The organism is Streptococcus sp. 5905, assembly GCF_013276505.1.
In the GTDB taxonomy this organism is placed as follows: Bacteria; Bacillota; Bacilli; order Lactobacillales; family Streptococcaceae; genus Streptococcus.
In genome coordinates this window covers 114,841-127,337 of record NZ_VMLC01000003.1, presented here as the reverse complement: position 1 = coordinate 127,337, position 12,497 = coordinate 114,841, and the positions used below count along the sequence as shown (strand labels likewise).

Annotated in this window: 14 protein-coding genes; 12 read left to right on the top strand and 2 right to left on the bottom strand. The window is 42.5% G+C overall.

Features of this window, described 5'->3' with window-relative positions; translation table 11 throughout:
- Positions 1-12: 12 nt before the first annotated feature.
- Positions 13-465 carry a universal stress protein gene (locus HT680_RS06220; protein ID WP_084975993.1) on the bottom strand — a complete coding sequence of 151 codons (453 nt, stop codon included), beginning with the start codon at positions 463-465 and terminating at the stop codon, positions 13-15.
- 167 nt (positions 466-632) lie between these two features.
- Here HT680_RS06220 and HT680_RS06215 point away from each other — a divergent pair, with 167 nt between their 5' ends.
- The 4 genes from HT680_RS06215 (at position 633) to HT680_RS06200 (ending at position 4,673) form a co-directional block, all read left to right on the top strand.
- A complete protein-coding gene (locus HT680_RS06215) occupies positions 633-932 on the top strand; it encodes a hypothetical protein (RefSeq protein WP_173259060.1) in 300 nt (99 codons plus the stop codon).
- Positions 933-1,074: 142 nt separating this feature from the next.
- Entirely contained in the window at positions 1,075-2,289 is a 1,215-nt protein-coding gene (locus tag HT680_RS06210) for a pyridoxal phosphate-dependent aminotransferase (RefSeq protein WP_173259057.1), read from the top strand.
- Positions 2,290-2,434: 145 nt separating this feature from the next.
- Positions 2,435-2,569: a 50S ribosomal protein L34 gene (rpmH, locus tag HT680_RS06205; RefSeq protein ID WP_000831905.1), complete on the top strand. Its 135-nt coding sequence runs from the start codon at positions 2,435-2,437 to the stop codon at positions 2,567-2,569.
- A gap of 142 nt (positions 2,570-2,711) precedes the next feature.
- On the top strand, positions 2,712-4,673 hold the full coding sequence (locus HT680_RS06200) for a peptide ABC transporter substrate-binding protein (protein ID WP_173259055.1): 1,962 nt from the start codon (positions 2,712-2,714) through the stop codon (positions 4,671-4,673).
- 91 nt (positions 4,674-4,764) lie between these two features.
- Here HT680_RS06200 and HT680_RS06195 read toward each other — a convergent pair whose 3' ends face one another.
- Positions 4,765-6,609, bottom strand: a complete 1,845-nt coding sequence (locus HT680_RS06195; protein ID WP_173259053.1) for an APC family permease — start codon at positions 6,607-6,609, stop codon at positions 4,765-4,767.
- Between the two features lie 151 nt (positions 6,610-6,760).
- Here HT680_RS06195 and HT680_RS06190 point away from each other — a divergent pair, with 151 nt between their 5' ends.
- From HT680_RS06190 to HT680_RS06155, 8 genes are all read left to right on the top strand, one after another.
- Positions 6,761-7,537: a TatD family hydrolase gene (locus tag HT680_RS06190; RefSeq protein WP_173259374.1), complete on the top strand. Its 777-nt coding sequence runs from the start codon at positions 6,761-6,763 to the stop codon at positions 7,535-7,537.
- Positions 7,534-8,100 (top strand): ribonuclease M5, encoded by a 567-nt coding sequence (gene rnmV, locus HT680_RS06185; protein WP_173259051.1) that lies wholly within the window; start codon positions 7,534-7,536, stop codon positions 8,098-8,100. Before HT680_RS06190 ends, rnmV begins: the two co-directional genes overlap by 4 nt.
- A gap of 93 nt (positions 8,101-8,193) precedes the next feature.
- Complete coding sequence (locus tag HT680_RS06180; protein WP_173259049.1) at positions 8,194-8,529, top strand: hypothetical protein; 336 nt, start codon at positions 8,194-8,196, stop codon at positions 8,527-8,529.
- A gap of 190 nt (positions 8,530-8,719) precedes the next feature.
- Complete coding sequence (locus tag HT680_RS06175) at positions 8,720-9,433, top strand: dimethyladenosine transferase (RefSeq protein ID WP_173259047.1); 714 nt, start codon at positions 8,720-8,722, stop codon at positions 9,431-9,433.
- A 19-nt stretch (positions 9,434-9,452) separates the two neighbouring features.
- Positions 9,453-10,325, top strand: coding sequence for a 16S rRNA (adenine(1518)-N(6)/adenine(1519)-N(6))-dimethyltransferase RsmA (gene rsmA, locus HT680_RS06170; RefSeq protein WP_049535572.1), 873 nt, complete (start codon positions 9,453-9,455; stop codon positions 10,323-10,325).
- Between the two features lies 1 nt (position 10,326).
- Complete coding sequence (rsgA, locus tag HT680_RS06165) at positions 10,327-11,205, top strand: ribosome small subunit-dependent GTPase A (protein WP_173259045.1); 879 nt, start codon at positions 10,327-10,329, stop codon at positions 11,203-11,205.
- A 10-nt stretch (positions 11,206-11,215) separates the two neighbouring features.
- Positions 11,216-11,872, top strand: coding sequence for a ribulose-phosphate 3-epimerase (gene rpe / locus HT680_RS06160; RefSeq protein ID WP_173259043.1), 657 nt, complete (start codon positions 11,216-11,218; stop codon positions 11,870-11,872).
- On the top strand, positions 11,835-12,497 hold the full coding sequence (locus HT680_RS06155; RefSeq protein ID WP_173259041.1) for a thiamine diphosphokinase: 663 nt from the start codon (positions 11,835-11,837) through the stop codon (positions 12,495-12,497). The genes rpe and HT680_RS06155 overlap by 38 nt, the downstream gene beginning before the upstream one ends.

Below are 12,497 nucleotides of genomic sequence, written 5' to 3'. Positions count from 1 at the left end.
CCTTTTGTGTTCCTATAATGTTTTTTCTTGTTCTCTCACGACGAGCAAATCAACTTTTGCGTGGCGGAGGATGTATTCAGATGAAGAGCCAACCAAGAGGCGTTCAAAGGCATTAAGACCTGTTGCACCGACGAGAATCAGGTCAACATTTTCTGCGTCTGGAATAGTACGAGCAAGGAGAGTTTTTGGATTTCCCATTTCGATGACGGTATGAATATCGGTCACACCAGCATCTCTTGCACGTTTTTCGTACTCTTTCATCAAACTTTCAGCGTCAACTTGGAGTTCTTCGTAAACTTCAGCATCAAAGGTAGACACGCTTTGAAGAGCGCGTGTGTCAATAACATGGGCAATGGTGAGCTTGGAATCATTGCGTAGAGCAGTGTAAACACCTTTAACAAAAGCCAAGTCTGCCTCTTTAGAACCATCAATTGCAACCATAACATTTTGGTAACGTTGTGCCATAATGAAACCTCCTGAAATTTTCTTATTTTTATTGTAACCCTTTTCACTAAAGAAGTAAAGTAAAAATCATATTTTAGATAAATATTATCGGAGATTCGATTTGGTGGAGATATGTTAAAATAAAAGAAAACGGGATATTAGGAAACATAGTGAGGGGATGAGAAAGTATGAAAGACTCTGTTCAAGCTTCTAAAAAAATAAGTTTTCTTTATCATGGAATTATCCTTGCGTCACTTGTAGGAGAAGTAGTGATGCTTTGGCAGCTGGAAAGAGTCGTGCCTGTTCTCTATCCAGGTTTTGTTGGTTTTCTTCTCTTTCACTTAGTCTACCACATCATTTTATTTGTGATTGCAAAGAGAAGTGGTCGTTTGGACTATTTGGTCCCGTGGGGGCTCTTTCTCATGTTTAATCTTTTGTATGATTCCTTTTTAGCATTGGTCTTCCTAGGTTTGTCTTTTGGTATGTGAAAAATGATTCTTCCTTCTAGTTATTTAGACGGTGAGAACCTAGTCGTTGTGAGTTTTTTCTTTGTTTGCTCATTTCAGGAAACTTGTCGCAATCCCTTTCTAGTGGTATAATGTTACTATCTCGATGAATTGAGGAAACAAGATGAAAGAATATAATAAGTCTAGTAAGTTAGAGCATGTTGCCTATGATATCCGTGGCCCTGTTTTGGAAGAAGCTATGCGGATGCGAGCAAACGGAGAAAAGATTTTACGCCTGAATACAGGAAATCCAGCAGAATTTGGCTTTACAGCGCCAGATGAGGTCATTCATGATTTGATTATGAATGCGCGTGATAGTGAGGGATATTCTGACTCCAAAGGGATTTTCTCAGCCCGTAAGGCCATCATGCAGTATTGCCAACTGAAGAAATTTCCCAATATGGACATTGATGATATCTACCTTGGAAATGGTGTCAGTGAGCTGATTGTTATGTCCATGCAGGGGCTTTTGGATAATGGCGATGAGGTCTTGGTGCCTATGCCAGACTATCCTCTCTGGACGGCTGCTGTCAGCCTAGCTGGGGGAAATGCGGTTCACTATATCTGTGATGAAGCTGCAGAATGGTATCCTGATATTGACGATATCAAGTCAAAAATTACTTCCAATACCAAGGCAATCGTCCTTATCAACCCAAATAACCCAACTGGAGCCCTTTATCCTAAGGAACTCTTGTTGGAGATTATTGAGATTGCCCGTCAAAATGACTTGATTATCTTTGCGGATGAGATTTATGACCGTATGGTGATGGATGGGCATGTGCACACGCCTGTGGCAAGCTTGGCACCAGATGTCTTCTGTGTCAGCATGAACGGTCTGTCAAAATCGCATCGTATCGCTGGTTTCCGTGTGGGTTGGATGGTCTTGTCTGGTCCTAAGACACATGTTAAAGGCTATATCGAAGGTCTCAATATGCTGTCCAATATGCGCCTTTGCTCTAACGTTTTGGCCCAGCAAGTCGTACAAACATCACTAGGTGGGCACCAGTCAGTGGATGAATTACTCCTTCCTGGTGGTCGCATCTATGAGCAAAGAAACTTTATCTATAATGCCATTCAAGATATTCCAGGTTTGTCTGCAGTCAAACCAAAGGCAGGTCTTTATATCTTTCCTAAAATCGATCGCAATATGTACCGCATCGATGATGATGAGCAGTTTGTTCTTGATTTCTTGAAACAAGAAAAGGTTCTCTTAGTTCATGGTCGTGGTTTTAACTGGAAGGAACCAGACCATTTCCGTATCGTTTACCTCCCTCGTGTAGATGAATTAGCACAAATCCAAGAAAAGATGACTCGTTTCTTAAAACAGTATCGTAGATAAGGGCTTTCATAGGAAAAGCTCTAAAACATTTGCTTGGAGCTATTGACAAAATTGGCAGAATCAGATAGAATAGTAAAGTATGTTTAGTAACTGATCACTTTATAGCCGGCTAAACGAATACAAAATCTATGAGGAGGTATTCATCGTGAAACGTACTTATCAACCAAGTAAACTTCGTCGTGCGCGCAAACACGGATTCCGTAACCGTATGTCAACTAAAAACGGTCGTCGCGTATTGGCAGCTCGTCGTCGTAAAGGACGCAAAGTTTTGGCTGCTTAATCCAAACGAATTCAATAAAGAAGTCAGTAGGAACTCGAGTCTACTGGCTTTTCTTTTTCCTATAATATCAGTCTGTAAATGCTTTATATTTTTTCTGAAATAATGTATAATGTTTCATATACTATAAAAATGGAGAACAGTTATGAAGAAATCAAAAGCCCTCCTACTAGGGGCTGGAATTTTGAGTGCAAGCTTCTTGATGGTGGCTTGTAGTTCGGCACAATCAAATACAGATAAAACCTACTCATATGTATTTGCCAGCAATCCAGATACATTAGACTATATCACTTCGACACGTGGTTCGACCTCTAGCATTACGACAAACTTGATTGATGGTTTGTTGGAAAATGATAAGTACGGCAATCTCGTCCCTTCTATGGCGCAGTCATGGACAGTATCAAAAGACGGTTTAACCTATACCTATAAAATCCGCCAAGGGGCTAAGTGGTATACCTCTGAAGGAGAAGAGTATGCTGAAGTGACAGCACATGACTTTGTGACAGGTCTTAAGTATGCAGCGGATAAAAAGGCTGAGAACTTGTACTTGGTACGGGATTCAATCAAAGGTTTGGCAGATTATGTCGAAGGGAAAACATCTGACTTTGAGACGGTTGGAGTCAAGGCAGTGGACGACTATACTCTCCAATACACCTTGAACAAGCCAGAGTCTTATTGGAATTCAAAGACAACAGGGGGAATTTTGAGTCCTGTCAATGAAGCCTTTTTGAAATCTAAGGGAGATGATTTTGGAAGTGTTACCCCATCTAGTATCCTGTCAAATGGGCCATACTTGTTTAAGTCTTTCACATCAAAATCTTTAATTGAGTTTGAAAAGAACCCTAATTACTGGGATAAGGACAACGTCAAGATTGAGAAGGTAAAACTTTCCTTCTATGATGGTTCAGACCAAGATAGTTTGGCTCGAGGATTCTTAGAAGGCAACTACACAGATGGCCGTATCTTCCCGACAAGCTCTGTCTTTGACCAGTTGAAAAAAGGGAATGAAGATAAGATTACCTATACTCCTCAGGATGCTGTGACTTTCTACTATCTCTTCAATGTCAACCGTCAAAGTTACAATCAAACCATGAAACAGACGGATAAAGAAAAGATGGATTCGCGTCTAGCTATGCAAAATAAGGACTTCCGTCAGGCGATTAACTTTGCCTTTGACCGTCATGCCTACGCTGCCCAGACAAATGGAGAAGATGGAGCTGACCGTATCCTTAGAAACACGGTCACACCAAGCAATTTTGTTCAAATTGGTGGGAAAAACTTCGGAGATGCTGTCAATGAAAAGATAGTCAACTACGGTTCAGAGTGGGCTAATGTCAATCTAAACGACGCTCAGCCTGCCTTCTTGAATGCTGACAAGGCCAAGGCAGAATTTGCCAAAGCCAAAGAAAGCTTACAGGCAGAAGGTGTGACCTTCCCTATCCATTTAGACATGCCGGTGGATCAGACTGCTAAGTTGGACGTACAGCAAGCCAGTTCTTTCAAGCAGACGGTTGAGGAGACACTTGGATCAGATAATATTGTTATCGATGTGATTCAATTGTCTCCAGATGAGAAAGACAATGCAACCTTCTTTGCTGACACAGCTGAACAAAAGGACTATGACATCGACATCTCAGGCTGGAGCGGAGATTACTCTGATCCCAAGACCTATCTTGACCTCTTGGATCCAGACTCCGGTTCTCAGTTAAAAAACCTTGGTTTGACTCCAGGAAAAGACAATGATGTCAAGGAAAAAATCGGTCTCTCTACTTACAAGAAGTTGTTGGATGTGGCAGATAAAGAAGTTGAAAACACTCAGGTTCGCTATGAAAAATTTGCCGAAGTTCAAGCTTGGCTAACAGATAGTGCCCTCTTTCTGCCAGTTCAAAGCGGAGGAGCTAATCCAATATTCCGTAAGACTGTACCGTTCACAGGAGCCTTCTCATTTGTCGGACATAAAGGGGATGCGGACAACTACAAATACCTTGAGTTGCAAAAAGATCCCGTGACTGCGAAACAGTACCAAGAGCTTTATGAAAAATGGCAAAAAGAAAAAGTTGAGTCCAACAAAAAAGCCCAAGAAGATTTAGCTAACCACATTCAATAATATTCCTAGTCATGCTTTTTAGTTAAGCATAGTGGCTGGATTCAGAAAAAGGCCCCACCAGACGCTTTTTGGTTCTGGTAGGGCCTTTTCTTTATTCTTTTAAGTGATAAGAGTAGCTAGCGACAACGACGTCTTCGTGCCATCTGAGAGCGTATTTTAGTTTGAGGCTCATTTGATTGTGCAGGATATTTTGCCAAGGCTTGTTAGGGATGAACTGTGGTACAAGGACTGTAACGGTGTAGTTTTTTTGCTTAGCTTCTTGGGCGATTCGTTTGACATACTTAACGCTAGGGGTGATGATGTCGCGGTAGCTGGTCTTGATATTCTTCAGAGTGATATTTGGGAAGTAATCAGCAAATTCCTGGAGGATTTCTTGGTCTTTTTCTGCCGTTTCTTTAGTAGAAATGTGCATGGCTAACACTTCGTCACCGATACTTTGAGCGTAGTTAATGGCTCCGATGCTTACTCGAGTAACATTTCCTACTAGGACAAGGACAAGATTGCCGTCGTAAGTGCGCTTTTCAATTCCTTCGTAGAGTCGTAGTTGTTTAGCCACTTTTTGGTAATGGTTGTGGATGGACAAAAAGAGGAAGGTTAAGACTAGAATAATTGGGAAGAATGGCCAGATATCACCTAGTCTAAAGAGGAGTAAGATGAGGACAATAGCATAACAAATGATGGCCCCAAGGATATTAGCAAAGGCAGATTTTAAGAAGTTTGCTCCTTTTTCCTTTTTCCAATGGCGAATCATCCCAGTCTGAGAAAGGGCAAAGGGAACGAAGACCCCGATAGTATAAAGAGGAATCAAACGTTCGGTATTACCATTAAAAATGAGAAGAAGGATCATAGCCCCAAAGGCCAGAGTTAAGATACCGTTGGAGTAGCCAAGGCGATCCCCTTTTTCCATAAAGAGATGAGGCATGTACTTGTTTTTGGCCATATTGTAGGACAGCATAGGGAAGGCTGAAAAGCCAGTATTTGCAGCTACAGCTAGAATCAAGGCTGTTGAGAACTGGAAGAGATAGTAGCTAGCATGACCAAAGAATGAATCACCAAGAATGCCCTTGGCCATTTGCGAGAGGATGGTTTCTCCGTGTTGAGGCGTGATACCCATCCAGTAGTTTAGGAAGGTAATGCCCGCAAAAAGAAAACCTAAAATGAGCGACATGATGGTCAAGGTTTGAGCAGCATTCTTTTCCTTCGGAGTTTTGAAAAATGGTACCGCATTTGAAATAGCTTCAACCCCTGTCAGAGAGGCAGAGCCACTGGTAAAGGCTCTCAATAGGAGAACGATGGAAAGGCTCGGAACAGTTTGTCCAATGGTTGAAGTCGCCTGATAGTTTAGGGAACCTGTAAATAGTTGAAAGAACCCATAAAGCAAGAGAAAGACGGTACTGAAGATAAAGAGGTAGACGGGAATCATCAGAGAGCTGGCAGATTCTTTTAATCCTCTTAAATTCAAGAGCATGAGCAGGCAGACTAGGAAAATAGAGATATGAAGATTGTAGGGATGGAGGGCAGGGATGGCTGCTGTAATAGCATCAGCTCCAGACGCAACGGATACGGCTACTGTCAGCATATAGTCAACAAGGAGGCTACCACCAGCAATCAAGCCTAGTTCAGGAGAGAGATTTTCCCGAGTGACCATATAAGCGCCACCACCTTGAGGATAGGCGTGAATAATTTGACGATAGGAAATGGTCAAACTAGCGAGCAGTAAGAGGACAAAAATACCGATAGGGAGGCTCCACCAAATAGCGAGAGGAGAGAGACTGACTAAAACGAGAATGACTTGTTCAGGTCCATAGGCAATAGAAGACAGGGCATCACTGGATAACATTGCAAGTGCCTGCATTTTTCCAAGTAATCCCCCTTCGCCGTCTGTGAGAGACTTGAGTGGTCGACCGATAAAGGTATATTTTAATTTTCTAAACATTTTCTTTTCCTTTGCTGAAAATTTCAATAAGTGTTATTATACTGCTTTGAAAAAATGCAGTCAAGGGAGAATGATCGGTATTAGAATATTTTTACAAGCCGGGGGATGCTATTTTTGGTATAATAGATGGAAGAAAATGAGGTTAGAAAAGATGATTTTTGATACGCACACACATTTAAATGTAGAAGAATTTGTAGGCCGTGAGGCAGAAGAAATCGCCTTGGCTGCTGAGATGGGTGTGACACAGATGAATATTGTTGGTTTTGATAAACCGACCATTGAGCGTGCCCTAGAGTTGGTGGAGAAGTATGAGCAACTCTACGCAACTATTGGCTGGCATCCGACGGAAGCAGGCACTTACACAGATGAGGTCGAAGCTTACTTGTTTGAAAAACTAAAACATCCCAAGGTTGTTGCTTTAGGTGAGATTGGTCTGGACTATCACTGGATGATAGCACCTAAGGAAGTGCAGGAGCAGGTTTTCCGTCGTCAGATTCAGCTGTCTAAGGATTTGAATTTGCCTTTCGTGGTCCATACCCGTGATGCGCTTGAAGATACCTATGAGATCATCAAGAGCGAGGGTGTTGGTCCTCGTGGTGGGATTATGCACTCATTCTCAGGTTCTTCGGAGTGGGCTGAGAAGTTTGTCGAGCTTGGTATGACCATTTCCTTCTCAGGAGTGGTGACCTTTAAGAAAGCGACGGATATCCAAGAAGCAGCTAAAAACCTTCCTTTGGATAAGATTTTGGTAGAGACGGATGCCCCTTACTTGGCACCAGTTCCTAAACGTGGTCGTGAAAACAAAACAGCCTATACTCGCTATGTGGTGGACTTTATCGCTGACTTGCGTGGGATGACGGCAGAAGAGCTAGCAGCAGCAACGACTGCAAATGCAGAGCGGATTTTTGGATTGGAAAAACAATCATGAAAGAAAAAATCTCCCAAGTCATTGTCGTCGAAGGACGGGATGATACAGCCAATCTCAAACGTTACTTTGATGTAGAGACCTATGAAACACGAGGTTCCGCAATAAATGACCAAGATATAGAGCGGATTCAGCGCCTGCATGAATTGCATGGAGTCATTGTCTTTACAGATCCAGATTTTAATGGGGAGCGGATCCGGCGCATGATTATGACGACCATTCCAACTGTGCAGCATGCCTTTCTCAAGCGAGATGAGGCTGTTCCCAAATCCAAGACCAAGGGACATTCTCTGGGAATCGAACACGCCAGCTATGAAGACCTGAAAACAGCGCTGGCTCAGGTGACAGAGCAATTTGAAAGCGAGAACGAGTTTGACGTCGGTCGTGGTGACTTGATTCGTCTAGGTTTCCTAGCGGGAGCAGACAGTCGTAGACGCCGAGAGTATCTAGGCGAACAGCTCCGCATCGGCTATTCCAACGGCAAGCAACTCCTCAAGCGGTTGGAGTTGTTTGGAGTAACTTTGGCAGAAGTGGAAGAAGCTATGGAAAGTTATGATAATAGCTAGATAGCTCAAAAATACAAAGGGAATGTGTTACAATAGAGGTACTTAGATTTATTTTGATAGCGTTCAAATAGAAACTTATAAGGACAGATTGAAATGAAAATACAAGTTGACAGAGAATCTGTGTGTATGGGGGATGATGTACTGCCCCATGAGATAGAATTTGAGATTCCTGAAGATATGACGGTGAAAGAATTTTTTGACTTTCTAGAAAAGGAACGTTATTTGCCGTCTGTTCAAGGAAACAATGTCGCTTGGGAACTCCGTAATCGAAATGGGGAACAAGGTGTTTATTTCACCAAAACACGAGAGATTATCCATCCAGATGCGGTCTTAAAAGAGATGCTGGAAGGAATTACTGAGATTCCCTTATTTGTTTTGCTCTATCATTATACCCCGGAAGCATACTATATTAGAAAAGAGAATAAATGAGAATTGCAGATGATGTCCTGACCGAGGTTGAACTGGTCATGTATTGTTATCGTCCCTTGGTGCTTTTATGAAACATCTTTTTAAATGAAGTCTAGGTTTTCGATTGGGCATGAAAATTGGAAACTTTATAGTTTTATCTACATCCTACTTGAACCACTAACCTTTTTCAAAGATTGTGAAAGGAAATGATATGGCAAATAGAAGTTATATTTACTTAAAAAACGGAGATGAAGCCCGTATTCTAACAGAGGGAATTTACACAATACCCTATTTTTGGCAATTGTTTTGGGATGAAGAAGATTTAAAAGCTCCGATTGCTCTCTGGGAAACAGCAGAAAAACTGGAAGAAGATGAAGAGCAAGCAGAAAGATTTTACCAAGAGCAGAATGTAGATATCTTGCTTTCTATTGAAAAATTCCAGCAGAATGCCCTCAAAAACCGATCTTTTTTAGAAGAGAATGCCCCGCAATCCGTGCAACTATATGATGACTTTGTCCGTTATATTCTTGCAAATGTCAAAGACGGTGATGTGCTCGGATTTGATCTTTTAGATGTTGTTTTTATGGACCAAGTGTCTGTTGTTTCTGATAAACTGTTAAAAAATATACGAGCTATTCGGGAAAATCAACCCAAAGATTTAGATTTTTCTGTGACAGAAAAGAACTTAATTGGTCTTGCTATGGGCTTTCCTGATTATTATGCTTCAGAATTATTGCCAGAAGACAATATTGTAGATTCGGTTGCCTATCAGGATGAACTGAAGAAAATGAACCCCCAAGAAGATAAGAAAGTGCTAGATACGACTGGAGCTGATCCAAAAGGGAACAAGTCTCGTGTTCTTTTAGTGTTTTGGATTTTGTTGGCACTAGTAATTATGTGGGTTTTATATATTATTTTTAGCTAATAAATAGAAAAGAGAATAAATGAGAATTGCAGATTATAGCGTGACCAAGGCAGTGCTGGAGCGTCACGGTTTTACTTTTAAAAAGTCCTTCGGGCAAAATTTCCTGACGGATACCAATATCCTTCAAAAAATCGTGGATACGGCTGAAATTGATGACCAGGTTAATGTCATCGAAATCGGGCCAGGTATTGGGGCCTTGACGGAGTTTTTGGCTGAGCGTGCGGCAGAGGTCATGGCTTTTGAGATTGACCATCGTTTGGTGCCAATCCTAGCTGATACCTTGCGTGATTTTGATAATGTAACAGTAGTCAACGAGGACATTCTCAAGGTCGATTTGGCGCAACATATCCAGAATTTCAAAAATCCTGACCTACCAATCAAGGTGGTAGCCAACTTGCCTTATTACATCACGACACCTATTCTCATGCACTTGATTGAGAGTGGTATTCCTTTTAGTGAGTTTGTGGTCATGATGCAAAAAGAAGTGGCGGATCGTATCTCAGCCCAACCTAATACCAAGGCTTACGGTAGCTTGTCGATCGCTGTCCAGTATTATATGACAGCCAAGGTTGCCTTTATCGTCCCTCGTACGGTCTTTGTGCCAGCACCAAATGTGGACTCAGCCATCTTGAAAATGGTGCGTCGTCCAGAGCCAGCTGTAGCAGTAGAAGATGAGAACTTCTTCTTTAAGGTTTCCAAGGCCAGTTTCACTCATCGCCGTAAGACCTTGTGGAATAACCTGACAGGTTACTTTGGCAAGACTGAAGAAATCAAGGATAAACTGACCAAGGCTTTGGATCAAGCGGGCTTGTCACCGAGTGTTCGTGGTGAAGCTCTCAGCTTAGAAGAATTTGCCAGTCTAGCAGATGCACTTAAAGGACAAGGACTCTAAGATGCAGGGACAAATCATTAAAGCTTTGGCGGGATTCTACTATGTAGAGAGTGATGGTCAAGTCTATCAGACACGTGCGCGTGGAAATTTCCGCAAAAAAGGCCATACACCCTATGTTGGGGACTGGGTAGATTTTTCTGCGGAGGAAAATTCCGAAGGTTACATTCTCAAGATTCACGAACGAAAAAATAGTCTGGTTCGCCCGCCTATTGTTAATATTGACCAAGCTGTGGTGATCATGTCGGCTAAAGAACCTGACTTTAATAGCAATTTATTGGATCGCTTCTTGGTTCTTTTGGAGCACAAGGGCATCCATCCTGTTGTCTATATTTCTAAAATGGATTTGCTGGAAGATAGGGGAGAATTAAGTTTTTACCAACAAACCTATGGTGACATTGGTTACGACTTTGTGACTAGTAAAGAAGAACTTTTGCCTTTGTTGACAGGGAAAGTGACAGTCTTTATGGGACAAACGGGTGTTGGGAAGTCAACCCTTCTCAATAAAATCGCACCAGACCTCAATCTCGAGACAGGAGAAATTTCAGATAGTCTAGGTCGCGGTCGCCATACCACTCGAACTGTTAGTTTTTACAACCTCAATGGGGGTAAAATCGCAGACACGCCAGGATTTTCATCACTGGATTATGAAGTGTCAACGGCTGAAGACCTCAATCAGGCCTTTCCAGAGATTGCCAGTGTCAGTCGAGACTGTAAGTTCCGTACTTGTACCCATACCCATGAGCCGTCCTGTGCGGTCAAACCAGCTGTTGAAGAGGGTACTATTGCCAGCTTCCGTTTTGACAACTACCTACAATTTCTCAGTGAGATTGAAAATCGCAGAGAAACCTATAAAAAAGTCAGCAAAAAAATTCCAAAATAAGGAGAAACCTATGTCTCAATACAAGATTGCTCCGTCAATTCTGGCAGCAGATTATGCCAACTTTGAACGTGAAATCAAACGCCTAGAAGCAACTGGGGCAGAATATGCCCATATCGATATCATGGATGGTCACTTTGTGCCACAAATCAGCTTTGGTGCAGGGGTGGTTGAAGCTCTTCGACCACATAGCAAGATGGTCTTTGACTGCCACTTGATGGTAGAAAATCCTGAGCATCATCTAGAAGACTTTGCGCGCGCAGGAGCGGATATCATCAGTATCCATGTAGAAGCAACACCTCATATCCATGGCGCCCTCCAAAAAATTCGCTCTCTCGGTGTTAAACCTTCGGTCGTCATTAACCCTGGTACGCCTGTCGAGGCAATTAAGCATGTCCTTCACCTAGTTGATCAAGTCTTGGTCATGACGGTTAATCCTGGTTTTGGTGGTCAAGCTTTTCTGCCTGAAACCATGGACAAGGTTCGTGAGTTGGTTGCCCTTCGTGAGGAAAAAGGCCTGAACTTTGAGATCGAAGTTGATGGTGGAATCGATGATCAAACTATTGCTCAAGCCAAAGAAGCTGGAGCGACCGTTTTTGTAGCAGGATCCTATGTCTTTAAGGGAGATGTCAATGAACGAGTGCAAACTCTCAGAAAACAATTGGACTAGGGTTGCCGTTTTTGCAGGCGGAGATCGTGGGCATTATCGGACGGATTTTGATAGCTTTGTCGGTGTGGATCGAGGCTCACTATGGGTCTTGGAAGAAGACCTTCCTCTCGCTCTAGCAGTTGGAGATTTTGATTCGGTGACTGCAGACGAACGTCAGTTGATTCAAAAACGTGCCCAACATTTTGTTCAAGCCCAGCCAGAAAAAGATGATACAGATCTGGAATTGGCTCTCTTAACCATCTTTGAGCAAAATTCTCAGGCTCAGGTGACTATTTTCGGTGCTCTTGGTGGTCGGATCGACCACATGCTGGCCAATGTCTTTCTGCCTAGCAATCCCAAGTTGGCACCCTATATGCGCCAGATAGCGATTGAGGATGGGCAAAATTTGATTGCCTATTGTCCAGAAGGGACCAGTCAGCTAGAGCCCCGTTCAGACTACGATTATCTAGCCTTTATGCCGGTTCGGGATAGCCAGCTGACCATTCTCGGTGCCAAGTATGAGTTGACAGAGGAAAATTTTTTCTTTAAAAAAGTATACGCTTCTAACGAATATATAGATAGGGAAGTTTCGGTAACTTGCCCAGATGGCTATGTCGTCGTGTTGCATAGCAAGGACAGGAGGTAG